Annotated in this window: 25 protein-coding genes; 19 read left to right on the top strand and 6 right to left on the bottom strand. The window is 42.1% G+C overall.

Features of this window, described 5'->3' with window-relative positions; translation table 11 throughout:
- Positions 1-20 precede the first annotated feature (20 nt).
- The 3 genes from ACQKMP_RS29305 to ACQKMP_RS29295 are packed head-to-tail and all read left to right on the top strand — an operon-like array spanning position 21 to position 4398.
- A complete protein-coding gene (locus tag ACQKMP_RS29305) occupies positions 21-1631 on the top strand; it encodes a response regulator (protein WP_405174225.1) in 1611 nt (536 codons plus the stop codon).
- Complete coding sequence (locus tag ACQKMP_RS29300; RefSeq protein WP_427472385.1) at positions 1628-3412, top strand: cache domain-containing sensor histidine kinase; 1785 nt, start codon at positions 1628-1630, stop codon at positions 3410-3412. Before ACQKMP_RS29305 ends, ACQKMP_RS29300 begins: the two co-directional genes overlap by 4 nt.
- Positions 3409-4398, top strand: a complete 990-nt coding sequence (locus ACQKMP_RS29295; protein WP_427472383.1) for a substrate-binding domain-containing protein — start codon at positions 3409-3411, stop codon at positions 4396-4398. Before ACQKMP_RS29300 ends, ACQKMP_RS29295 begins: the two co-directional genes overlap by 4 nt.
- A 62-nt stretch (positions 4399-4460) precedes the next feature.
- Here the strand turns inward: ACQKMP_RS29295 and ACQKMP_RS29290 are convergent, their stop codons facing one another.
- Complete coding sequence (locus ACQKMP_RS29290) at positions 4461-5345, bottom strand: LysR family transcriptional regulator (RefSeq protein WP_379424153.1); 885 nt, start codon at positions 5343-5345, stop codon at positions 4461-4463.
- A 332-nt stretch (positions 5346-5677) separates the two neighbouring features.
- On the opposite strand from ACQKMP_RS29290, the gene ACQKMP_RS29285 reads away from it, so the two are divergent.
- From ACQKMP_RS29285 to ACQKMP_RS29240, 10 genes are all read left to right on the top strand, one after another.
- Complete coding sequence (locus ACQKMP_RS29285; RefSeq protein WP_042193985.1) at positions 5678-6610, top strand: phosphate ABC transporter substrate-binding protein; 933 nt, start codon at positions 5678-5680, stop codon at positions 6608-6610.
- A gap of 91 nt (positions 6611-6701) precedes the next feature.
- Positions 6702-7604, top strand: coding sequence for a phosphate ABC transporter permease subunit PstC (gene pstC / locus ACQKMP_RS29280; protein WP_042128137.1), 903 nt, complete (start codon positions 6702-6704; stop codon positions 7602-7604).
- Entirely contained in the window at positions 7601-8497 is an 897-nt protein-coding gene (pstA, locus tag ACQKMP_RS29275; RefSeq protein ID WP_042128135.1) for a phosphate ABC transporter permease PstA, read from the top strand. The genes pstC and pstA overlap by 4 nt, the downstream gene beginning before the upstream one ends.
- 39 nt (positions 8498-8536) lie before the next feature.
- Complete coding sequence (pstB, locus tag ACQKMP_RS29270) at positions 8537-9313, top strand: phosphate ABC transporter ATP-binding protein PstB (RefSeq protein WP_042188599.1); 777 nt, start codon at positions 8537-8539, stop codon at positions 9311-9313.
- A 120-nt stretch (positions 9314-9433) separates the two neighbouring features.
- Positions 9434-10036 carry a nitroreductase family protein gene (locus ACQKMP_RS29265; protein WP_076283615.1) on the top strand — a complete coding sequence of 201 codons (603 nt, stop codon included), beginning with the start codon at positions 9434-9436 and terminating at the stop codon, positions 10034-10036.
- A gap of 239 nt (positions 10037-10275) precedes the next feature.
- The gene (locus ACQKMP_RS29260; RefSeq protein ID WP_042132222.1) at positions 10276-10455 is read left to right on the top strand and encodes a helix-turn-helix transcriptional regulator; all 180 of its coding nucleotides are present in this window, start codon (positions 10276-10278) and stop codon (positions 10453-10455) included.
- Positions 10456-10457: 2 nt separating this feature from the next.
- Positions 10458-10931, top strand: coding sequence for a DUF6773 family protein (locus tag ACQKMP_RS29255; protein ID WP_427472380.1), 474 nt, complete (start codon positions 10458-10460; stop codon positions 10929-10931).
- A gap of 83 nt (positions 10932-11014) precedes the next feature.
- Complete coding sequence (locus ACQKMP_RS29250) at positions 11015-11731, top strand: MBL fold metallo-hydrolase (RefSeq protein ID WP_427472428.1); 717 nt, start codon at positions 11015-11017, stop codon at positions 11729-11731.
- A gap of 1 nt (position 11732) precedes the next feature.
- Positions 11733-12305 carry a TetR/AcrR family transcriptional regulator gene (locus ACQKMP_RS29245; protein ID WP_042188592.1) on the top strand — a complete coding sequence of 191 codons (573 nt, stop codon included), beginning with the start codon at positions 11733-11735 and terminating at the stop codon, positions 12303-12305.
- 26 nt (positions 12306-12331) lie between these two features.
- A complete protein-coding gene (locus tag ACQKMP_RS29240) occupies positions 12332-13024 on the top strand; it encodes an AlkZ-related protein (protein ID WP_042188588.1) in 693 nt (230 codons plus the stop codon).
- Positions 13025-13095: 71 nt separating this feature from the next.
- Here ACQKMP_RS29240 and ACQKMP_RS29235 read toward each other — a convergent pair whose 3' ends face one another.
- The 3 genes from ACQKMP_RS29235 to ACQKMP_RS29225 all read right to left on the bottom strand — a co-directional run bounded on the left by ACQKMP_RS29235 (position 13096) and on the right by ACQKMP_RS29225 (position 16013).
- The gene (locus ACQKMP_RS29235) at positions 13096-13278 is read right to left on the bottom strand and encodes a hypothetical protein (RefSeq protein ID WP_042128123.1); all 183 of its coding nucleotides are present in this window, start codon (positions 13276-13278) and stop codon (positions 13096-13098) included.
- Between the two features lie 221 nt (positions 13279-13499).
- On the bottom strand, positions 13500-14729 hold the full coding sequence (locus ACQKMP_RS29230) for an aminopeptidase (protein ID WP_427472378.1): 1230 nt from the start codon (positions 14727-14729) through the stop codon (positions 13500-13502).
- Positions 14730-14780: 51 nt separating this feature from the next.
- A complete protein-coding gene (locus ACQKMP_RS29225) occupies positions 14781-16013 on the bottom strand; it encodes an aminopeptidase (RefSeq protein WP_427472376.1) in 1233 nt (410 codons plus the stop codon).
- Positions 16014-16190: 177 nt separating this feature from the next.
- Between ACQKMP_RS29225 and ACQKMP_RS29220 the strand changes: the two genes are divergently transcribed.
- Positions 16191-16466: a hypothetical protein gene (locus ACQKMP_RS29220; RefSeq protein WP_042188584.1), complete on the top strand. Its 276-nt coding sequence runs from the start codon at positions 16191-16193 to the stop codon at positions 16464-16466.
- Positions 16467-16527: 61 nt separating this feature from the next.
- Here ACQKMP_RS29220 and ACQKMP_RS29215 read toward each other — a convergent pair whose 3' ends face one another.
- Entirely contained in the window at positions 16528-17874 is a 1347-nt protein-coding gene (locus ACQKMP_RS29215; protein ID WP_081393020.1) for a TrkH family potassium uptake protein, read from the bottom strand.
- Positions 17875-18035: 161 nt separating this feature from the next.
- On the opposite strand from ACQKMP_RS29215, the gene ACQKMP_RS29210 reads away from it, so the two are divergent.
- The 3 genes from ACQKMP_RS29210 to ACQKMP_RS29200 are packed head-to-tail and all read left to right on the top strand — an operon-like array spanning position 18036 to position 19401.
- The gene (locus tag ACQKMP_RS29210; RefSeq protein ID WP_042193979.1) at positions 18036-18389 is read left to right on the top strand and encodes a VOC family protein; all 354 of its coding nucleotides are present in this window, start codon (positions 18036-18038) and stop codon (positions 18387-18389) included.
- 25 nt (positions 18390-18414) lie between these two features.
- Positions 18415-18843: a GNAT family N-acetyltransferase gene (locus ACQKMP_RS29205; protein ID WP_339241396.1), complete on the top strand. Its 429-nt coding sequence runs from the start codon at positions 18415-18417 to the stop codon at positions 18841-18843.
- Positions 18844-18867: 24 nt separating this feature from the next.
- Positions 18868-19401, top strand: coding sequence for an N-acetyltransferase family protein (locus tag ACQKMP_RS29200; protein WP_427472373.1), 534 nt, complete (start codon positions 18868-18870; stop codon positions 19399-19401).
- Between the two features lie 36 nt (positions 19402-19437).
- Here ACQKMP_RS29200 and ACQKMP_RS29195 read toward each other — a convergent pair whose 3' ends face one another.
- Positions 19438-20763 (bottom strand): hemolysin family protein, encoded by a 1326-nt coding sequence (locus ACQKMP_RS29195; RefSeq protein WP_340969830.1) that lies wholly within the window; start codon positions 20761-20763, stop codon positions 19438-19440.
- A gap of 113 nt (positions 20764-20876) precedes the next feature.
- Here ACQKMP_RS29195 and ACQKMP_RS29190 point away from each other — a divergent pair, with 113 nt between their 5' ends.
- A complete protein-coding gene (locus ACQKMP_RS29190; protein ID WP_076283623.1) occupies positions 20877-21644 on the top strand; it encodes a DUF1836 domain-containing protein in 768 nt (255 codons plus the stop codon).
- Between the two features lie 91 nt (positions 21645-21735).
- The gene (locus ACQKMP_RS29185; RefSeq protein ID WP_427472425.1) at positions 21736-22938 is read left to right on the top strand and encodes an MFS transporter; all 1203 of its coding nucleotides are present in this window, start codon (positions 21736-21738) and stop codon (positions 22936-22938) included.
- Positions 22939-23086: the final 148 nt, after the last annotated feature.

The following is a 23086-nucleotide window of genomic DNA, read 5'->3' as shown; positions in this document are numbered from 1 at the left end:
AATAGCTGAGGAGGTGTTGGATGTATAAGATTATTCTAGTTGATGATGAAGACGAGGTTCGTGAGGGGATTAAACAGAAGATAGCATGGAATAATCATGGTTTTGAACTTGTTGGAGATTTCGATAACGGCAGAGATGCCCTTGATGCAGTCGAACAGTATCGACCGGATGTGATTATTACAGATATTTGCATGCCCTTTATGGATGGACTAGGATTGGCTAAAGCTGTAATGGAACGATACCGGGACATGAAGGTCATTATCGTAACTGGTTATGAAGACTTCGAATACGCTAAACAGGCTATAACCTTGAAGGTGACGGAATATTTGTTAAAACCAATTAATGCTCGTGAGTTTGCCGAATATCTAAGCAAGATGAAGCAGGATTTGGATGAAGAGCATTTACAAAAGGCCAATATCGCTAAGCTTCGTATGCAATTAAATCAGAGCTTTCCTTTGCTTCGCGAACGTTTTCTGGAGAAGCTTGTTACTACTCGTATGAAAAACGACGAGATCGAGAATAAAATGAATTATTTTCATATACAGCTGCAGGGTGAAGCTAACCTTGCAATCGTAATCGATATAGAAATGGACAATCGTAGCCTGGATATTGCTTCTGATGCTGAGCTACTGCGCTTTGCTGCTTTTAACATTGTGCAGGAGCAACTTGAGAAGGAGCAGGGCGGTGTCGTATTTCAGACGAGAGATGGGAAATTCGCTGCGATATTATCAGGGGATTCCGAAGAGATCGAAGTCATAACACAACTTCTTGCAGATCAAGTACAAACCAGCCTGAACAAGTACTTGAAGCTGACGGCAACCATCGGCATCGGTAGAAAATACGCTGATTTACAGCAAATTCCACAATCATTCCAGGAAGCGATTTCATCCATAGAATATCGATATCTTTTAGGCATAGATAAGGTTATCTCCATACAGGATCTTGAGTTCGGCAAAGGGTTGGATCAAGCACATTTCTCTTCATGGGAAAAGCAATTCATATCCGCGTTGAAGACAGGTAAAGCATCAGCGATCTCAGAGGTCCTCTCAAAATGGTTTCAGGAGCTAAAGAGCAATAGCTCTTCTATAGAAGACTGCCGCAGTAGCATCTACCAAATGCTCGTTTCTCTAATGAACTATGTGGTCGATATCGGATTCCCAAATACAGAGCTTGTTTCGCATAATATGTTTGCTGAGGTTGCAGCCCTTAAGACTTTAGATGAAGCTAGGAATTATTTGGAGAGAACTTGCCATGAGTTGATACTCAAGCTATCGGAACAAAGAACAACCGTCAGAACCTCTCAGATGAAAGCAGCAGAAGCTTATATTCGGGAGAATTATTGTAATGACAGCTTTTCACTTAATGAGCTCTGCAGCCATATTTTTATGAGCATCAGTTATTTCAGTGCGACTTTTAAACAGCATACTGGAGAGACTTTTATTGAGTATTTGACTCGTCTCCGTTTGGAAAAAGCTAAAGAGCTCCTTACCGTCACACAGTTGAAGACTTATGACATCGCTGCTAGAGTTGGCTATGCTGATCCTCAGTACTTTAGTGTGATTTTCAAACGTAATGTTGGGATCACACCGAAGGAATATCGACAGCGACAGAAGGAGAATCTCCTTCTATGAAACCTCATCGCTTCTTCCGAAGTCGAAGTATTCATAATAATATCGCTATTTCTTTTTCCCTTCTTATTCTCTGCACAACTATAGTTCTGAGCTATACTTCATACCGACTCTCCTCAGTTGCCGTCATGGGGAATTCAGTAGCCTATACTTCACAATTAATAGAACAAGTAAAACTGAACATCGAGAATTATATTAGTAACATGGAGAGTATTGCTGCTTTGGTATTAACTAGTAGTGATCTTGAGAGATATGTAAAAGGTTCGAGTTCGGGACAAGATGGGAAAGTCAAAGATAAGCAGTTAGCCAGCCAATATCTTCGATCTGTCGTCCAATCCCGCACCGACATTTCTTCTATAGTGTATGCAAGCTCAGAGGGGATAACGGTTTCGGATCGACTGGACGCAGTTTTGAAACCGCTTCCTGAGTTGATTGCTCAAGAGTGGTATCTGCAAGCTTTGAACCAGACGGGAGTGGCTGTCTCCTCTTCACATGTGCAGCACTTATTTCAGGATGAATATCGTTGGGTAGTATCGATCAGTAGAAAGCTATCAGATACCTTTTCAGAAATGGAAGCAGATCGACAAGGTGTGCTACTTGTAGATCTTAATTACAGCGTTATTAACAATTTGTGCAAACAAATCGAACTGGGAAAACGCGGTTATGTATTCATCGTAGATCCGTCAGGGAGCCTAGTCTATCATCCTCAACAGCAGCTGATCTACTCGCAGCTCAAGTTCGAGCAATTGGAAACCGTTCTTGGGATTAAAAGCGGGTCGGTTACAGTGAACACTGGGAACGAGCAGAAGCTGTACACGGTGGATACAACCAGCTTTGGTTGGAAGATTGTGGGGGTGACCTATCCAGATGATCTGGTTGCTAACAAACAGCAGATGCAAGGTACAGCTGCCTTGTGGGGAGCAGTAAGTCTCATCTTTGCCATGGCTATATCTGTGCTTCTTTCGTACGCACTAACTAAGCCACTCAAGAATCTTGAAATAAACATGAAAAAGGCTGAACGCGGAGAGTTCGACATTCGTGTGGAAATTGAGAGCACGAACGAAATTGGCAAGCTTGCCCGAACATTTAATCTGATGATCATGAAGATTAAAGAGTTAATGAGCCAGATTGTGATGGAGCAAGAGATGAAGCGTGTGAGTGAGTTGAAGGCATTACAAGCACAGATTAAGCCCCACTTTTTGTACAATACGCTAGACTCGATCATCTGGATGGCAGAGACCGGTAAGATGGAGGAGGTGGTCGAAATGACCTCATCATTATCGAAGCTGCTGCGTTCTACGATTGGTGAGGGCGAGGAATTGATTCCGATCGCAAGAGAACTAGAACATATTCGCCACTATCTAACGATTCAAAATATGCGCTATCGCCATAAATTCACATATTCGATAGAAGTGGATGAAGACATTCTTGAATGCAGTATATTGAAATTGGTCCTTCAACCCTTAGTTGAAAATGCGATTTATCATGGGATAAAGCATAATCCTGAGCAAGGGCACATCCTAATTAGAGGTAAAAGAGAGCAAAACGATATTACCATTCAGGTTATTGATAATGGTGTTGGTATGAATCCAGAGCAGATGAACAAGTTATTGCTTCAAAAGGCAGATTACAGGATTGGCAGTGGGGTTGGCGTCGCAAATGTGAACCATCGCATTCAGCTATATTTCGGGGACCATTACGGGTTGTCTTTTACGAGTGAAATGGAAGAAGGGACGACGGTCACTTTAAGAATTCCTGCGCTCTATGAGGAGGAGAGTCCATGAGCTCACTATGGTCGAAAATAGGCTTGTCTGCTCTACTGTTATTCTTCATTGTAGCGCTCGGGTGTGTAGGTTATCGTATGTTTATGAACGATCTTGATCCAAAGGTCAGAACCATTATCTACGTTCCTAAGACTATCGATACCAGTATTGAATTCTGGGAGGTAATGAAACAAGGGGTGGCGACTGCTGCCAAGGAATTCGGTGCAGATGTCCATACGGTAGGAACAGATACCGAGCTAGATGTAGATAAGCAGATTCAATTACTGGAACAGGCGATTGAGGAGAAGCCTGATGCCATTATTTTGGCTGCTACCGACTATTATCGTCTCGTTCCGGTTGCAGAGCAGATTAAGGCGGCTGGTATCACTCTTATTACGGTGGATTCGGGACTGAACGGCGGTGTATCGGAGAGTTTTATCGCTACAGATAATTATGAAGCAGGCCGTAAAGCAGCGCAGAAGTTGATTGAAAATATTCAAAGCGACGATCAAGTCGCCATTATGAATTTTGTACAAGGCTCCGCTACAGCTATCGAAAGGGAGAAAGGGGTTCGGGATGCTTTATCTCAGAATGGACTTAATCTTGTGCAGGATACTCTTTACAGTAACGGATCTTCGAAGAAGGCATATCAATTAACTGTTGATCTTCTAAAGAATCAGCCACAACTAAAGGGAATCATTGGCTTAAATGAGCCCTCTACATTAGGTGCGGGACTGGCGATTATGGATATGGGCTTAAAATCAAAAGTGAAGCTGGTTGGGTTCGACAATTCCAGTAGTGAGGTTCAGTTGCTGGAGAACGAAACGATGCTGGGAACGGTGATTCAAAAACCTTTTACTATGGGGTACTTGGCTGTGAAAACTGCACTTGAAGTCGTTTCAGGTCACAAAGTAGCTCCTGTTATGGATACAGGCTCCGAATTCATCACGAAGGAAAATATGTACACAAGTGAGAATGAAAAGCTAATGTTTCCCTTTATAGAATAAGCAAATAAGAGCGCTCAAAACCATTTTGGCTTTGGGCGCTCCCTTTTATAAAATAGAAGGACCTATACGTTGTTTAATATATCGGCAAAAGATTGCTGCAATGGCGTTAATATATGATCTTTTCGCCAAGCCAGTACAAAACCACCGCTCTCAGGCAAAACTCCCGGTAGAGGAGCATAACAAAGACGACCTAACGCAAGTTCTGCTTCAATGCTAACTCTAGAACAAATGCCTACTCCATCTCCCTCGCTAACTAACATCTTTAGAGTTTCAGGTGAATTCAACTCGGATCGGTTCCACAAGCGAATATGATTTATTTCTGCCCATTGATCCGCAAATCCCCGTAAACAAGAACCACCCTCATACTGAATCCAAGGCTCAAGCGCGATCTGTTCTGGTGTTAACTTCTCTATAGTTGCAAAAGGGTGACTAGGGGCAAAAATGAGCACAGGCTCGTCGCGGACAACCAGCTGAAAGTTAAAGGATTCATCATGCCAATCAGAAGTGTGTAAAATAGCCATTTGAATTTCCCGGCTTCGGAGTCGTTCCTTTAACAAAGTATCACTTTGGATCGTCATTGAATTATTAATCCCAGGATATTGTTTCATGAATTGGATTAGCGCTTTAGGTAAAATATAAGTTGCAGGTATATAACTTGCTTCCAGCTTTAAAGTACCTTGTGTTGGTGAAGAAAACTGTTTAACAGTACGTTCAGCTTCGGCTGTAAGTGAGACAATCTTGAGCGCATATTGATAAAGGGCACGACCCGCATCTGTGAGCAGTACTCTTCCACTTCGATATTGGAATAAAGGCGTTCCAAATTCATTCTCTAGATTCTTCATATGAAAAGATACTGTGGGTTGTTTAAGGCCTAATTCAGCAGCTACATCGGTTACTTTCTTATATTTTTCAAGTAGGATAACGATCTTTAACTTCATAATATTCATGATTTTCCTCCGTACAATGATAAGTTGGATAACAAATTATATCTCCATTATAGATTAAATCTATACATATATATAGTTTATATTGGTATTTTTATCGTTGGCTTTACAAAGTTAAGAAGTTTCTCTAACGAACGAGCTCTAGAATAAGAAGAGTCAGAGGGGCCAAGAAGCTCCGGACAACAACAATAACATATGCGTACAATGCACTTTTACAGTAAACAAGCATATGGGGGCCAAAGCTCCACAACACCATGTTAAAGCTTTCCAAGCCAGTTCCGTATGAACTGTATGAGGAAGCCGTGCTAACAAAACATTTAGGAGGAGACAAAACAATGCAATTCAAAAAATCTTGGGTTATGACTTTGGCTTTAACAAGCGTACTGGCACTTTCAGCTTGCGGTAATGGTGGGGCAAACAACACGGGAGGAAACGCTGCAGCTACAAATGAAGGTAGCGGCGCTAAAATAAGTGGTTCGATTCTAGCTTCAGGTTCAACAGCACTACAACCATTGGTTGAGCTGGTAGCCGAGAATTTCATGGATAAAAATGCTGGTGTAGACATTCAGGTTCAAGGCGGCGGTAGTGGTACTGGTCTTACTCAAGTAGCTGAGAAACAAGTAGATATCGGTAACTCTGACGTATTCGCAGAAGAAAAACTAAAAGATGCAGATGCAGAAAAAGCAGCAGCTCTTGTAGATCATCAAGTAGCAGTAGTAGCGATCGCAGCAGTAACTCATCCGGATGCTGGTGTGGACAGCTTGACTAAGCAACAGCTTATCGATATTTTCACAGGAAAAATTACAAATTTTAAAGAAGTTGGCGGAGCGGATCAAAAAATCCAAATCATCAACCGTCCAGGCAGCTCCGGTACTCGCGCAACCTTTGAAAGCTTTGCACTTGGAACTAAAACTGAAGATATCCCAGGATCGATTCAAGAAGATTCCTCCGGTACTGTTAAGAAAATGATCGGAGAAACTCCAGGGGCTATCGGTTATCTGGCTCTTTCATACCTTGACGATTCAATCAAAACACTTAGCCTTGATGGTGTAGAAGCATCTGTAGACAATGTTATTTCTGGTAAATATCCAGTATGGGCTTACGAGCACATGTACACAAACGGCGAACCAAATGAAACAGTAAAAGCATTCCTTGACTTTTTCTTGACAGACGAAGTACAAACAGGTGAAGTCGTTGAGCTTGGATACATTCCAGCAGTAAAAATGCAAGTTACTCGTGACGTTGCAGGAAATGTTACAGCTAAGTAATTCACTTCTAAGTAATTTGTAAGGATTAGAATCTCAAGTGATTAGAGGCGGATACATCTGCCTCTCTTTTCACTTTAGAAAGAGGGAGCAATTGAGGGTGAAACTAAAGAACTCACGCATCGAGAAACATCATATTGAAGATTTTGTGGGACGTACATATATGTCCTTCTGTGTACTGCTATTGATAACAATCATTGTATCGATGGTATATTTTGTGGCGTCTAAAGGTATTTCAACTTTCACAAGCGGTGATGTTAGCGTTACTGATTTTCTATTCGGAACAAAGTGGTCACCTGAAGCAGATACGCCATCCTTTGGTGCTTTTCCGTTTATTACTGGATCCTTCTTAGTTACTCTACTTGCAGCATTGATTGCTAGTCCACTTAGCCTTTGCGCTGCGCTGTTCATGACTGAGATTGTCCCAGGATGGGGCAAAAAATTGCTTCAGCCGGTAATCGAGCTGTTGGCAGGTATCCCTTCAGTTGTTTATGGTTTCATCGGATTAAGTGTTATTGTACCGTTTCTACGCAACAACCTGCCTGGTCAAGGCATCGGGGTAGCTGCAGGCGCGCTTGTGCTCTCGGTCATGATTCTTCCGACGATTACAAGCGTGGCTGCAGACGCGCTGGCTTCATTGCCGCAAAATTTAAAGGAATCCTCCTATGCGCTTGGTGCCACCCGGTGGCAGACGATCTCTCGAGTGATTATTCCGACAACGTTTCCTGCTATTATGACTGGTATTGTACTGGGGATGGCACGTGCATTCGGTGAAGCCCTTGCTGTACAGATGGTCATCGGGAATGCGCCATTCGTACCAAAATCACTCTTTGAATCAGCTTCTACCCTGACGAGTGTAATCACGCTTGGAATGGGGAACACAACCATGGGCTCTGCACACAATAATGCTCTGTGGAGTATGGCACTGGTTCTTATGCTGATGACCTTTGTATTTGTCTTCTTTGTGAGACTGCTTGAAAGGAGAAATAAAATTTGAAGCCGAGAACCGTAAATAAAATTGCCACAAGCCTTATTGTGTTTTTCGCATTGCTCATCGTAGCTATTCTGGTTGGTCTATTAGGATATATCCTCTTTCGAGGTCTTAGTCACATTAGTTGGGATTTTCTATTCTCTGCACCGCAAAAAATTCGAGCAGGTGGAGGGATTGGCCCTCAGCTATTCAACTCCTTATTCCTTTTGGTACTCACGCTAATAATTACAGTACCTCTAGGACTGGGTGCCGGTATTTACATGGCTGAATATGCTCGTCCAGGAAAAATCACCGGCTTTATTCGCTTAATTGTTGAGGTATTATCTTCGTTCCCTTCAATCGTAGTCGGCTTGTTTGGTCTATTGCTGATTGTTAACTATTTTAATCTTGGCTTTTCCTTAATCTCTGGAGCACTGGCATTGACGGTCTTTAATCTACCGCTGATGGTTCGGATTACTGAGCAAGCTTTCCGTAGTGTTCCGAAGCAACAAAAAGAGGCTGGTTTTGCACTAGGATTGTCCAAGTGGAAAATCGTAACCTCCGTGTTGTTCCCAGTAGCATTACCAACGATTATTACGGGTACTATTTTGTCTGCTGGCCGTGTCTTTGGGGAAGCAGCCGCGTTGATGTTCACTGCAGGAATGAGTAGCCCAAGACTAGATTTCACTAACTGGAATCCACTTAGTCCGAACTCACCACTGAATCCTTTCCGTCCAGCTGAAACACTGGCTGTTCATATCTGGAAGGTAAATAGTGAAGGCCTTGCTCCTGATGCCGCGCAAATTGCTGCGGGAGCTTCAGCAGTACTTGTAATTATGGTGTTGATCTTCAACTTGGCAGCACGTTATTTCGGTAGATTTATTTATCGTAAGCTTACAGCTTCAAAAAGAATGAACTAATTCCTAAAAACTAAAGTAGAGATGTAGGAGGAGTAATCGATGGGAACGTCGGCAACAGCAGTGCGTGAATCTTTTCAAACCGAGGACCTGAGTATTTTTTATGGAACATATGAGGCAGTTAAGGGGATTAGTCTTCCTTTTGCTGAAAATACGGTTACTGCACTGATCGGCCCATCCGGCTGCGGTAAATCAACCTTTCTTCGTTCACTGAACCGTATGAATGACGAAATCTCCGGATCAACAACCAAAGGAAGCATCTGGATTGATGGCGTTGATATTAATGCTCCTGGCACAGACGTTATCAAACTGCGTCAGAAGATCGGTATGGTTTGGCAAAAACCCAATCCGTTCTATAAATCCATTTATGATAACATCGCCTTTGGACCGAAATACCATGGGGTGAAAGGAAAAAAAGCACTCGATGAGATTGTAGAGAGCAGCCTTCGTAAAGCAGCGTTGTGGGATGAAGTGAAGGACCGGTTAAAAGATTCAGCATTAGCTTTGTCCGGTGGACAACAGCAGCGCCTTTGTATTGCAAGAGCGTTGTCAGTTAACCCACAAATTCTACTCTTGGACGAACCAGCATCCGCACTAGATCCGGTTTCCACTGGTAAAGTAGAGGAGCTCATCAAGGAGTTAAAAGAAGAGCTACGCATAGTAATCGTGACACACAACATGCAGCAAGCTGCACGGATTTCTGATTATACGGCTTACTTCTATCTGGGATCCCTTATAGAATACGATAAGACGGATAAGGTCTTTACTAATCCAGAGAATCAAATGACACAAGAATATATCATGGGTCGTTTCGGCTGAAGCCTTTCAACATCGTTCCTTAGGGAACGGTGTTTTTTGTTTCAATTATTTGCAAATCGCAGATAGATACTGTATCATTAATGATAATGATTATCATTATTACTATAGGGAGTGGATCTCATGACACAAACTCAACCGACTCAAAAGAATAGCGTAGCTGAAGTAATAAGAGAAAGACGCTCTATTAAGCTTTTTAAAAAAGATCCACTGCCACAAGGTCTCTTAGAGGAATTGTTAAATGTAGCTGTATGGGCGCCGAACCATGGGGTGCGTGAGCCGTGGAGATTTATTGCTTTTCAAGGTGATGGTACAAAGTTCTTGGCTGAAGCGGCATTTGCTTTCGTGAAACGTGCTTTTTCTGATCCTGAAGTGGCTGCTAAGCGAAAAGAATATATCTCAAATATTCCTTTAACGTTAATTGTGGTGATGCCTGAGGATCCTCGGCAGAGAGAGTGGGATGAGGATTTTGCAGCAGCGTCAGCACTTGTGCAGAACTTCCAGCTAGCAGCTTGGGAGCAAGGTGTGGGAACGATTTGGAAGACAGATCCTTATATCAATAATCCTGAATTCCGTAACAAAATTGGTGTGAAGCCAGGAGAGAAGATCATAGCTATGATCCATGCCGGATACCCGGAGACTGTGCCAGACAGCCGTCCACGCACGGATGCTTCTGAACTGCTGAAGATCATTGATAGCTATCCAGAGAACGATGTAGTGGAATAAGCAGAAGGTTTTACGGTATTTGAATAATGAATATTAAAAGAATATATATCCGAAGCATCCGAAGGGGTGCTTTTTTGTTGTAAGTTTAAGCTCATAATGTCGTATGGTTGATAGGAATATCGCGATAAATGTTTATAGCAATATATAATGTACATAATGAATGATATTGATTACAATTTGGTTAAGTGGATGAATTTAATTAAGGAGGGAAAAGCGTGGGGGAGAACAAGAACATCAAGATGAAACTGGCTCGTATACAAAAAGATCTTTCCCAAGAACAGCTAGCGGAAGTTGTAGGGGTTACAAGACAGACGATTGGTCTGATTGAAGCCGGGAACTATAACCCAACGCTTAAGTTGTGCATAGCTATCTGCAAGGCATTGGATCGATCTTTAAACGATATTTTTTGGGAGGAATAAGGGTGAGCAGGACAAGGATTAAGGATGAGCGGATTATCAGCGAAATTCAGAAGTATAGTACGCATGGTTTTATGATTGTGTTCGTGGGCTTTATGGTTAGTCTTTTGGTAAAAGTGTTTATTCTGCAATGGGACATTAAGTATTGGTTAGATACGTTTGTGATTGTGATGGCAGGGTGTTTGTATATAACTGTTCGTTCCGTCAAAAATGGAATATATCTGCTGCCGAGTAAAGAAGGCGAAGGCGATGTAAGACGGTATAAGAAAATCAATTTAATTGGGGGAGCTGTCAGTACGTTAATATGGGCCGCTTTAATGTTCCTATCTGATTTTAGAGAAGCCGGGGAGTTGGATATTGCTAAAAGTATCATGAGCACCCTTGTGGGTTCCGTTATATTTTTCGTTGGGATAACATGGATTCAGTGGTTCATTATTAAAAGATCTAATAAAAATGCGGACAAAAGTCTAGATGGATAAGAAAACTAATAATTCACTCTTGTAAAACTAATATGATTAGTTTATATTTAAGCTAATACCATTAGTTTTATGGAGGGGTAATGATGAGAGTAACGCGTGAAGGTCATTTATTACAGCTAACTTGGATGCCAAGAGTGTTTCCTGTGAATTGTTACATCATTGAGGAAGAGAATGAGTTGACTTTGATAGATGCGGCATTGCCGTTCAGTGTAAAAGGAATTATAGATACCGCAGCGAAGCTTGATAAAAAGATCACTCGTATTATATTGACGCATGCTCATGACGATCATATAGGTGCACTGGATGAGCTAAAGAGACAGCTTCCAGAGGCTCAGGTGTACATTTCAGAAAGGGATGCAGCATTGCTTAGTGGAGATCGTTCCCTTCGTGAGGGAGAACCTCAGACCCCTATAAAGGGAGGCGTGCCCAAGAAGGTAGCAACGAGACCAGATGTATTGCTCTATGATGGGGATACCATTGGTTCATTAACAGCAATTTTAACTCCTGGTCATACTCCTGGATCTATGTCTTTCATGGATACACGAAGCGGCGCTGTTATCGTTGGAGATGCTTTTCAAACCTTCCGGGGAACCGCAGTTTCTGGAACCGTAATTCCTTGGTTTCCGTTTCCGGCTATGGCAACCTGGAGTAAAGATCAAGCATTAAAAAGTGCGATTAAGCTTCTAGAGGCTTCCCCGACTATACTGGCTACTGGACATGGAGACTTACTTAGAAACCCAGTGCAAACGATGGAGAAAGCTATACACAAAGCACAAATGATTCAAGATAGGAGTAATTAAAATGTCACCTAGAGCAGGATTAGATCGTCGTACGCTAGTTATTGCAGCAGCAGAAATCGCCGATCATGAAGGGATAGAGGCCGTAACCTTAGCCGCATTGGCTAACAAATTAGGTGTTCGTTCTCCGTCTTTATACAATCACATTAACGGGCTACAGGAATTGCGCACACAACTTGCAATTTATGGACTAGGGGAGCTTTCCAATGCAATGAACAACGCAGCTAAAGGCTTTAGTGGAGACGCTGCTGTACAGGCGATGGGGCGAGCGTATGTGGACTTTGCTAGAAGCCGACCTGGATTATACGAGACAACGTTGAGAGCCCCTGAACAGGCAAATACGGAGCTGGAAACGGCAAGTGATCATATTTTGAAGCTTATCATTCATGTGATGAAGGATTATCAATTGGGTGAGGAAGGAGAAATTCATGCAGTACGCGGGTTACGAAGCATTCTGCATGGCTTTGCCTCTTTGGAACAAAAGGGCGGTTTTGGAATGGCGCTTGATACGAATGTAAGCCTATCTCGGCTCATCAGTACTTATATTGCTGGGATCGGAAATATGAAGTCTAAATAATGGAGTACATAGGAGATGATGTTGTGATGTATAAGGGATATGAAGAGGAAAGTGTTATCACCTTTGAGGAAACTGCAGAAATCATTACCAAGATTGGGATTTTGCCGCTTGCCACTCTGATTCCTGAGCACCCATCTTTAAATGGATTAACGAAAGCGGAGAATTGGCATACGGGTTCAGAGCTAGATCCATGGTCATGGCGTGTAAGGTTTCCTTCTGAAGGCCTGGCTGGATACGGTAAATTTGTTAAGAAGAAAGCTATCTTGGTCTCGAGGGAGTGGTTTCCAGCATTTGTGTCAGCTGTAGGAAGTACTAAATCAATAGAACAACGTTATAATGACGGATTGGCCAGCAGAGAAGCAATGACTTTACTGCAAATTATCCGTGAACATCAAGGGATTGATACGCGTATACTTCGTGTTGAAGCTGATATGAAGGCTAAAGAAAAGAAGACGGCTTATGATAATGCGGTTACGGAGCTTCAGGCATCGCTGGACATCGTTATTTCAGGTGTAAAAGAACGCCAAAATGCAGAAGGTGAGAAAAATGGCTGGAGCAGTACCTCGTTTGAGACTGTAAGCCACTGGATGGAAGATAACGGTCTTTCCTCATTTGAAGGCGATAGAGAAGAGGCGATAGCTTGGCTACATTCCAAAATGAATGGCATATGGTCGCCTTCAGCAATAGCCTGGACGAACAAAGCATTTTCATGGAAATAAAAACGGTTAACCACTACTCCCATGAGAGTGATTAACCGTAAGCGTTTTCTAATAAAATCATATCCATCACATTATTGTTCCAACATAGGTGCCAAGTAAGCAATCAGGAAATACAAGAATCCGAAAAACAGCATAACATAGGCGGTATATTTGATTGCATTAGATGCAACAATTCTTGAATCCACCGGTGCTTGAATTTCGAGCTGTTCTTCTTCAACGCTGTCAATTTCATTGGATATTGGGTCTCTCAACATGATAATCCCCTCCTTGGAAATTAGATCCTTAACTGTATTGTGACATATTTGTGAACGGAAATCAACAATAGTGTGAACAAATATTGAACTTTTATTCAAATTTGGGCTATTTATTTTCTGGATATCTAGTATGAAATAAAAAACAACCTGCTTTTGTCCTCGGAAGAGGAACCAAGCAGGTTGTTTGACATTTTATTTATTCAATAATTTAAGCGAACAATTTAAGCCCAATCTCCATCACGGAAGATAGGTACGATTGTTCCATCATCCTTAATACCATTAATGCTCATTTCAGGTGAACCCATCATAAAATCAACATGTGTATGGCTTTGGTTCATTCCTTTTTCCTGCAATTGTTCTTTGGTCATTGTCGTACCCTCTTGAAGGGTAAAGGCATATGCTGCACCTAACGCCAAATGGCAGGAGGCATTCTCATCAAACAATGTGGTGTAATATAGAATTCCGCTCTCGGAGATCGGGGAGTGGAAAGGCACCAAAGCGACTTCTCCAAGATAAGCAGAGCCTTCATCTAACGCGATAAGGGAAGCAAGCGTTTCTGAACCTTTTTCAGCGGTGAAATCCGTTACTTTGCCGTTCTCAAAGGTGAGGGTGAAATTATCAATAAGATTACCCCCATAGCTAAGCGGCTTAGTGCTGCTTACCTTACCATTCACACCAGACTTCAGTGGGGCAGTAAATACTTCTTCAGTAGGGATATTGGCTAGGAAAGGAACTCCTTTGCCATTGACAGCTCCTGCTTGACACCAAATATGCCCTTCTGGTAGCTCAATCGTCAAATCGGTTCCATGTCCTGTATAGTGCAGCTTACGGAACTTATTATCATTCAAAGCAGTACAACGTGCTTTCAGGCCATCTAAATGTTGACTCCATGCTTGAATAGGGTCAGCTTGATCCGCACGTGTAGCTTTAAAGATAGCATCCCATAGCAAATCAATCTGCTGATCAGGTGATGCTTCAGAGAATACCTTTGCCGCCCATGATGATGATGGGAAGGCTACAATACTCCAGCTTACGTGATTCCCCATTAACAACTCACGATATGGAGCTAATGTCTGTCCAGAGATCCGCTGATTATCTGCAATTCTTCCTGATTCAACACCGTTCAACAGATCTGGATTCGTTGAAGTTATCGATAGAAATGCTGCACCTTTTTTAGCCAGATCTTCTAATTCATCTGCTTGCCATTGTGGCGGTTCCAAGAAGGAATCGGATGGAGCGAGGTCATAACGTGTACGTGTAACAACCTCGTCGCTATAATTAACCTTGACGAGCTTCGCACCCGCTTCATAGGCTTTGCGTACGACAAGACGCACTAGTTCTGCCGAAACGATGTCGGCATTTACAACAAGGGTCTGCCCAGGTTGGATATTAACCCCAATCTTCACTGCCAGCAACGCATAGTTCTCCAGTTTTTGCTTGAAATCTAACATAGTTTCAACTCCTCCCAATATCTCTAGTCTTTTATTTCATATTTGCAATAATTAGAACGCCCAGTTTCCATTCAGGAATACAGGTTCTTCGGTTCCATCAGCAGATATACCATAAATGTTCATTTCCGCTGAACCGATCATGAAATCCACATGGGTAACGCTATTATTCAATCCATGTGCAATCAGTTCATCAGGAGTCATATCCTTACCACCTTCTAAGCAGAAAGCATAAGCCATACCTATAGCTAGGTGGTTGGATGCATTCTCATCAAACAAGGTATTGTAATAAAGAATATTGGACTCAGAGATAGGGGACTTATGAGGAACTAACGCAACTTCACCGAGGTATTTAGCGCCTTCATCCATACTAATGAGGTGTTCTAGTGCTTCTTGTCCTTGCTCTGCACTAACACTAACAATTCGTCCATTCTCAAAAGTAATAGAGAATCCATCGATAATGTTGCCGCCATGGCTAAGAGGTTTTGTGCTTCGTACGGTGCCATTCACGCCAGTCTTTAGAGGGGCGGTAAATACTTCTTCAGTAGGCATATTGGCTACAAAAGAATGACCCTTAGCATTAATACTGTCTCCTTGTGCCCAAATATGGCCTTCTGGAAGTTCAATGCTTAGGTCCGTACCAGGTGCTATGTAATGCAGCTTCTTATATTTTTTTGCGTTGAGTACATTTGCTTTTTGATCTAAGGTGTCGAGATGTTCTTGCCATGCAGCTACCGGATCTTCACGATCAAGACGTACGGTGTGGAAAATAGCTTCCCATAGCTTACTTACACGTTCTTCAGCTGGAACATCCGGGAATACTTTATCCGCCCAAGCCTGACAAGGTACGGCAACAATACTCCAGCTAACTTTGTCGGACATTTGCATTTCACGATATTTGGTGAGTGCGGCTCCCCGTACTTTTTGATAATTTGAAATGCGTACAGGATCAATACCTTTAAGTGCATCAGGATCTTCCGCGATCACGTTAAGAATAGCTGCACCCTTCTCGGCGAGTTCGGTCATTTCACCTGCGTACCAAGTAGGAGGCTCAGTGAACACTTCTGGTGCAGCATGTTCAAACTGCTGGCGTGTAATGCTTGCATCACTCCAGTTCACCTTCACCAAGCTTGCTCCAATCGCATATGCCTTGGCGGTAATCATACGAACGAAATCAGCTGCAAGAATCGGTGCATTCACCACCAGAATTTGCCCTGGTTGAACGTTAACCCCAATTTGCACAGCTAAATCTGCATATTTACTAAGCTTTGCCTCGAAATCAGTCATCGATATTTCCTCCAATTACTAATAGTTTGGTACTTTACAAGTATTGTACTAAATTATTAACCGCCGGATGAAAAAAGTCAATTACATGGAATTTACAGTGTAAATTGAGGAATTACATTCATTTCAATGCTATACTGAAAGGGGAAATGATTTGATGAATGGAAGGAAGATTAACGGATGAATTTAGAGATCGTAAGTGCTGAAATGAGCCGTAAAGAGGATAAAAGCTATGTAGGGAGGACGATATTTACTCTCGAAAACCATAAGGCTCCATATGAGATCACTTTTTTCAGTACAAGAGGAACGGAATGGGATTACAGCCTAAGCTTTGCTGGTGAGCCTGGAAGTGAAGAGCAGTTCTTAGAAACTGACGCGCTACTTGAAAATGATGACGATGTATACAATCAATTGCTTGATGCCGCACTAGATAAACAAGAGATCGTTGAAGAGTAAAATAGATAAGTGTTGATTGATTACCAGCGGCAATATTCATTGCCGCTGGTTACATCTCGCCTTATCCGATTGTAATCTTACCTTCAGGATATCTGTAAAGTTCCTTACTACCCTTAGGTTTGAGTGCATAAGCTAAAGTAAGCGGACCTGTCCGACCCAGAAACATTAGAAAAATAATGAGCACTTTACCCGCCGTAGTCAATTCTGGAGTAAGTCCCATGGAGAGACCAGAAGTCCCGAATGCAGATACGGATTCAAAGAGTACAGCAAGAAAGTCAGCCTTTTCTGTCACGGATAACAACATCGTAGCGATGACCACTAACATTAGAGACATTAATGTCATCGTCACGGCTCTATAGACATTTTCTTTGGCGATCCGATGACGAAACATTACAATATCCTCTTTACCCCTTAGTCTTGCAGAAACCGCAGCCACTAGAACAGCGAACGTAGTAATCTTAATTCCCCCACCAGTAGATCCAGGCGCAGCCCCTATGAACATTAGCAGAATCATTAGAAATTGTGTAGATTCCCGCATCAGTGGAATTTCAATCGTAGTGACGCCACCTGAACGTGGTGTTATCGCTTGTAAAAATGTAGCCATCATCTTTCCACCTGCACTCAAGGGCTTCAGCGTAGAATTAAATTCTAGTAAGAAAAATAGAGCAGCCCCAATGACAATCAATATCATCGAGGTCGAAAGAACAACCTTAGAATGTAGAGTAAGCTTTTTACGTTTTGGAAAGTCAAAAACATCAGATAGAACGATAAAACCGACCCCTCCAAGAAAGATGAGGATCATTGAGGTGAAATTCACTATAGGATCATTTACAAAACGTGTAAGTCCACTAAAGGGCCCATGAATGTCACCGAATAAATCAAAGCCTGCATTATTAAAAATAGATATGCTGTGAAAAATTCCATAATATACAGCTTTCCCGAAAGGCATATCCATCATAAACCTACCGGCAAACACGATGGCACCTGTGAGCTGAATAACAAGGGAATAGATCAGAACTCTGCGGATCAACTGGACAATACCTTGCATGGAATTCTGGTTCATAGATTCTTGCATAAGAATTCGCTCTTTAAAGGATATTCGTTTATTAAGGACCAAAGTAATCAAGGTGGCCATCGTAATAAAACCCAATCCCCCAAATTGAAATAATACGAGTAGAACAACTTGTCCAAAAGTAGTCAACTGTGTGCCCGTATCAATGACTGCCAGACCTGTAACACAGGTTGCCGATGTAGCCATGAATAATGCATCAATAAAAGAAATATGCCCTTCTACTGAGGCGACCGGCAAACTAAGTAAAAAAGTTCCGGCAGTGATAAGTATTACAAATCCTAGTGATAAGACTTTTGGTGGAGTTAATTTCAATCCACCGAAGTTCAGATTAGCCAATTCAATTCTCCTGTCATACGTGAAATTAGAGTAGTGCACACAAAATTATAACATAACTTGCCAGACCTTCCCTAAGTGGAGGGAGGTAATTGACATATTTTATCGAATTATTCTAGAATAACACCCTATTCTGCAACTTTAAAGAGGAGGCTTTCTTTATGGTGGTAAGTCCGATTCTGAATCAGATTGGTGCAGTTTTTATTCCGGTAAAGGATATTGAGAAATCCAAAGAATGGTATTGCCAATTGCTTGGTTTGCCTTTGGATGGTGAAGTATTATTCGGGCATCTATACGTGATCCCCATGCAAGGACCAGAAATCGTATTAGACAGCAAAATTTACACTTCTGAGTCCGTTCTTAATATCCCCTCTTTTCATCTAAATACCGAGGATATTGATGCTGCTTACGATTATGTGAAAGCAAATGGCGGAGAGATTCTTACGGATATCGAGCATGATCATTGGTTTAATTTTAAAGATCCGAATGGTAATGTTATCATGGTCTGCCGTTGTTAAGAACGTTTAAGAAAGGAATAAACAAATGATAAGAGAGGCTGTTTCTGAAGACGCATTGTATATTGAAAATTTATATCGAATGTTATTGCCTGAGCAGACAGCTATACAAGTGTCACCGGACCGACTGAAGCGGATAGCTGACAATACGGATAGTTTTCTTTATGTGTACGAAGAAGAAGGGACTATTGTTGGTACGCTTCATCTTCATTTATGTATGGATGCTTTATGTGATGATCGACCCTTTGCTGTCATTGAAAGAGTCATCATATCACAAGAGGTGAGAGGGAAAGGTTACGGAGCGAGACTAATGAGATACGCTGAGCACGTAGCCACTTCTAAGGGCGCCCTTAAGATCATGCTATCGAGTGCGGTCAGAAGAGAGGATGCACATCAATTTTACGAGCATCTTGGCTACAATAGCAGCTCCAGTAAGCTGTTCAAAAAGTACTTATAGCTATTTATGATTGGAAGTGATGATATGATGGTTACACTGAAAGTGCTGATACCAGAGGATGCAGAAGAATTACTTCGTCTACAGCATCAGTTGGATCAGGAATCCAAATTCATGTTATTAGAGCCGGATGAACGACAATCCAGTCTAAACCAGGTCAAAGAGATGATCGAAACCTTCGCTTCAGCAGATACTTCAATCCTTATTGGGGCAGAGGTTGATAACCATTTGATAGGATTTATATCGGTTAGAGGTGGAAGTGTTAGACGCAATCGCCATAGTGCGTACATAGTCATTGGCATTCTAAGACAGTATCAAGGTCAGGGGATCGGTACGGGGCTATTCAAAGAACTGGATGTATGGGCTAAGAATACTGAAATTGTCCGGTTAGAGTTAACAGTTATGACCCATAATGAGCTAGCGATGTCGCTATATATCAAAAATGGGTTTGAGATCGAAGGGACAAAGAGAAAATCACTTGTGATCGATGGTCAATGGGTGGATGAATATTACATGAGTAAGATTTTGATAAAAGAAAAAAGGATAGAGGATCAGATTTAATCTGATAACTCTATCCTTTTTTTTATGATTAAAAGCTTATGAATTCTCAAGCTCTGACGATTCAGTGTCACCAGTGGTCTCAATGATGACCTCAACCTTGCGTACACGGTATCTGTTCATTTCACGGATGATTAAGGTTACGTTGTCATGTACAATGCTTTTGCCAACGGCCGGATCTGGGATATGACTATATAACCAGCCTCCAATCGTTGTCACTTCCTCATGTTCGAAATCAAGACCGGTAAGCTCCTTGACCTCAATTAAAGATACCTTACCATCGAACAGATAATTTGTATCGCTTAGTTTCTCAACTTCTCTGCGCTCATCACCGTCAAACTCATCTCGAATTTCACCAACGATTTCTTCCAAAATATCTTCAATCGTGATGAGTCCAGACGTTCCGCCATATTCATCAAGCAGCAGGGCGATATGCACCCGCTCCAACTGCATACGTGTTAAAAGGTTCTTAACAGGTGTTACCTCAGAGACGGTTAGGACTGGCTGAATCAAGCCTTTGAAATCAAAATCAGGGTTATTGTCATATTGCAAATAAAGCTGTTTCGTATTAATCATTCCGATGATGTTATCCTTGCTACCTTCTGCAACCGGGAAGCGAGTATATTGTTCCTTACGAATAATCTCGAAATTTTCTTTCAATGAATGATTGGTGAAAAGACATACCATATCCGTTCGTGGAACCATGATTTCTTTGGCCAACATCTCGTCAAAAGTAAAGATACGGTTGACATAGCCATATTCAGCTTTATTGATTTTTCCACTTTCATAGCTTTCGGATAAGATCAAACGAATCTCATCTTCACTATGAGCGTCTCCATGCTCACTGGCAGGCTTCATCCCAAAAAGGCGAACAAGCAGATTTGCGGAACCATTCATAAACCAAATGAGTGGGTACAAAATTCTGTAGAACCAAATAATCAGCGGTGAAGTAATTTGACCGATTTTTTCCGGAATGTTTATAGCTACTGTCTTCGGAGCAAGTTCCCCGACAACGACGTGTAGGAATGTTGCAATGACGAATGCGAATAAGAACGCAAGAGGGTGACTCACACTTGGACTAATATTAGCCCAGTCGAATACCGGAAGGAGCAACTGCTCAAACGCTGGCTCTGCCAGTGCACCAATACCCAGTGCAGTGATTGTAATCCCAAGCTGACACGCGGATAAGTATCCGTCAAGATTAGCAGACACTCGTTGTACAGCTAACGCGTTCTTCTTTCCCTCGATCACCATTTGACTGATCTGACTACCTCTAAGTCTCACCAATGCAAATTCCGTTGCTACAAAAAAAGCGGTTAAAATAATCAAAATAGCCACCAACGTCAAACTAAGTCCTATACCCATATAATCTTTACCATCCCTTTCGTTCCTAAAATAGGTTATACTCATATTATGAGTTCTTATGAACTATTCTACGAACTTTTCAGAGAAATATCAAATGGTGGAGGGAAACAGATATGGAATCATTTGCATTGACTCGTGTGGAGATGTCCAGTCTTCTGCTCTCATTGACCGGATTATCAGACCGGAAACCGCTGAATATCCTCCAAGAGGCATGGACTAAATTTCATCTTGATGAAGTACAAAAGGGGACTTCGTTACCCGCTTTTTTATCTACAGATGTTCCACCCATTTTTCAAAAGATCATTAAGGGGCATGATGTAAAAGGCTTTTCACTCGGTGAAATTGCTTCATTAGGCCATCTAATAGAGTATTCCACTTTGACTGTGACTACTATGCAAAATTGGGTGAAGCGTGATTTTAAGGAGTATCTCGGTTCTCCAAGAGAAGGAAAGAAGTATTCAGTTAATCAGGCAGCACTTCTGTTTATGATCGATGATCTCAAATCGGCCCTAAATTTCGAAAGTATTCGTCAGCTATTCCGATTAATGTTCTTAAAGCCAGATCGAGACGATGATGATCTTATAGAACCGACAAAGCTGTATTACGCATATGCTGGGCTGTTTGAAGAGATTAAGAGCAATCCAACAATACAAACCCAATGTAAAGTAGATCAACTTATACACAAGGAGTTCTCCTGGAAAGAAGATTCCCTGCTTAGAAGTTCCACAGATCGTGTGATCAATCGGCTGACGCATCTTACGAGATCTCAGAGAGAGTCTGTCCGCAACATACTTCTGATAGCCACGATAGCTGTTCAGACCTGTTATTTTCAATCGCTTGCCAGACAATACTTTAATGCAGCTTTATTTCTTGATTTTTGAACGCTTCAATTTTAATATGTATAAGTGAAACAATCAAAAGTAAGTTTCATAAGATATATGTTGGATATAAGGGGGCTTAGAAGTGAATCAAATGACACTGCTGCGGAATCCGAAGCAAAGGAAATTACTCTTCAGTGCAGGCTTAAGCTGGATGTTCGACGCGATGGACGTCGGGATGATTTCTTTTGTTGTAGCGGCTTTAGCCAAGGATTGGAATCTGGGACCGGAGCAGATAGGTATATTGACAAGTATTAACTCCGTGGGCATGGCTGTGGGTGCTGCGGCAGCAGGGATATTAGCCGATCGTTTTGGACGTAAACCGATACTTTTATGGACACTCCTAATTTTCTCGGCTGCGAGTGGGTTATCGGCTTTTGCAACAGGCTTCGGAATACTCTGTGTACTTAGATTTATCGCTGGCTTTGGACTAGGTGGGGAGCTGCCCGTCGCCTCAACATTAGTGTCTGAAAGTATGCCTGCCCGTGAGAGAGGCCGTGCGGTTGTGCTGCTGGAGAGCTTTTGGGCGGTTGGATGGATCGCTTCTGCTTTAATTGCATTCTTTGTTATTCCTGATTATGGCTGGCGTGTAGCATTCGGTATTGGTGCTGTTCCCGCTCTATACGCTCTATACTTAAGACGTGCTATAGACGATTCACCGAAGTTTGCTGAGATCAAGAAGGCGCCTGTGTCCTTGAAAAAACGTATCACAACAGTATGGTCACCAGAGTATCGTCGTTCTACGATTATGCTGTGGATTTTATGGTTTACTGTTGTGTTTTCGTATTATGGGATGTTTCTATGGCTGCCTACAGTTATGGTACTTAAAGGCTTCAGCTTGGTTAAAAGCTTCGAATACGTGCTTATCATGACGCTAGCTCAGCTGCCGGGTTACTTTACTGCCGCTTACTTCATCGAGAAGTTCGGACGTAAGTTTGTCCTGGTCATCTATATGCTGTTCACTGCCGTTAGTGCGGCATGGTTCGGAAATGCAACTACAGAAGGAATGCTGATGGCTGCTGGAATCTGCTTATCATTCTTTAATCTCGGAGCATGGGGTGGCATGTACGCTTATACACCAGAGTTGTACCCAACAACTATTCGTTCAACAGGCGCTGGTTTAGCGACTTCCTTTGGACGGATTGGTGGCATCATCGCTCCTTTGTTAGTAGGGGTGCTGGTAGGTAAATCTATAGCGATTGGCTCGATCTTCATGTTATTTTTTGTAACGATTATTATCGGTGCGTTAGCGGTGCTCATCCTAGGAAAAGAGACAAAGGGAACGGAGCTCCTGTAGAGGATAATTCTTCATTACATACTTGATGTTAATCTACCAACAATGCTAAAATTTAATAAGAACAAAACGGTTCCTTCACAGTTGTGAATAGGGCCGTTTTTTTTAACATTAGAAACTACTATATATTTAGGGCCCCCGCAAAGAAGGC

Source organism: Paenibacillus sp. NPDC101420 (assembly GCF_050277435.1).
In the GTDB taxonomy this organism is placed as follows: Bacteria; Bacillota; Bacilli; order Paenibacillales; family Paenibacillaceae; genus Paenibacillus_AQ.
The sequence above is the reverse complement of the archived record's forward strand: the minus strand, read 5'-3'. Positions and strand labels throughout refer to the sequence as shown.

Bases quoted from the DNA above. Each gene is read 5' to 3' on its own strand.
- ACQKMP_RS29305 (WP_405174225.1), top strand. From the start codon at position 21: ATGTATAAGATTATTCTAGTTGATGATGAAGACGAGGTTCGTGAGGGG.
- ACQKMP_RS29300 (WP_427472385.1), top strand. From the start codon at position 1,628: ATGAAACCTCATCGCTTCTTCCGAAGTCGAAGTATTCATAATAATATC.
- ACQKMP_RS29295 (WP_427472383.1), top strand. From the start codon at position 3,409: ATGAGCTCACTATGGTCGAAAATAGGCTTGTCTGCTCTACTGTTATTC.
- ACQKMP_RS29290 (WP_379424153.1), bottom strand. From the start codon at position 5,345: ATGAATATTATGAAGTTAAAGATCGTTATCCTACTTGAAAAATATAAG.
- ACQKMP_RS29285 (WP_042193985.1), top strand. From the start codon at position 5,678: ATGCAATTCAAAAAATCTTGGGTTATGACTTTGGCTTTAACAAGCGTA.
- pstB (WP_042188599.1), top strand. From the start codon at position 8,537: ATGGGAACGTCGGCAACAGCAGTGCGTGAATCTTTTCAAACCGAGGAC.
- ACQKMP_RS29265 (WP_076283615.1), top strand. From the start codon at position 9,434: ATGACACAAACTCAACCGACTCAAAAGAATAGCGTAGCTGAAGTAATA.
- ACQKMP_RS29260 (WP_042132222.1), top strand. From the start codon at position 10,276: ATGAAACTGGCTCGTATACAAAAAGATCTTTCCCAAGAACAGCTAGCG.
- ACQKMP_RS29250 (WP_427472428.1), top strand. From the start codon at position 11,015: ATGAGAGTAACGCGTGAAGGTCATTTATTACAGCTAACTTGGATGCCA.
- ACQKMP_RS29245 (WP_042188592.1), top strand. From the start codon at position 11,733: ATGTCACCTAGAGCAGGATTAGATCGTCGTACGCTAGTTATTGCAGCA.
- ACQKMP_RS29240 (WP_042188588.1), top strand. From the start codon at position 12,332: ATGTATAAGGGATATGAAGAGGAAAGTGTTATCACCTTTGAGGAAACT.
- ACQKMP_RS29235 (WP_042128123.1), bottom strand. From the start codon at position 13,278: ATGTTGAGAGACCCAATATCCAATGAAATTGACAGCGTTGAAGAAGAA.
- ACQKMP_RS29230 (WP_427472378.1), bottom strand. From the start codon at position 14,729: ATGTTAGATTTCAAGCAAAAACTGGAGAACTATGCGTTGCTGGCAGTG.
- ACQKMP_RS29225 (WP_427472376.1), bottom strand. From the start codon at position 16,013: ATGACTGATTTCGAGGCAAAGCTTAGTAAATATGCAGATTTAGCTGTG.
- ACQKMP_RS29220 (WP_042188584.1), top strand. From the start codon at position 16,191: ATGAATTTAGAGATCGTAAGTGCTGAAATGAGCCGTAAAGAGGATAAA.
- ACQKMP_RS29205 (WP_339241396.1), top strand. From the start codon at position 18,415: ATGATAAGAGAGGCTGTTTCTGAAGACGCATTGTATATTGAAAATTTA.
- ACQKMP_RS29200 (WP_427472373.1), top strand. From the start codon at position 18,868: ATGATGGTTACACTGAAAGTGCTGATACCAGAGGATGCAGAAGAATTA.
- ACQKMP_RS29195 (WP_340969830.1), bottom strand. From the start codon at position 20,763: ATGGGTATAGGACTTAGTTTGACGTTGGTGGCTATTTTGATTATTTTA.
- ACQKMP_RS29190 (WP_076283623.1), top strand. From the start codon at position 20,877: ATGGAATCATTTGCATTGACTCGTGTGGAGATGTCCAGTCTTCTGCTC.
- ACQKMP_RS29185 (WP_427472425.1), top strand. From the start codon at position 21,736: ATGACACTGCTGCGGAATCCGAAGCAAAGGAAATTACTCTTCAGTGCA.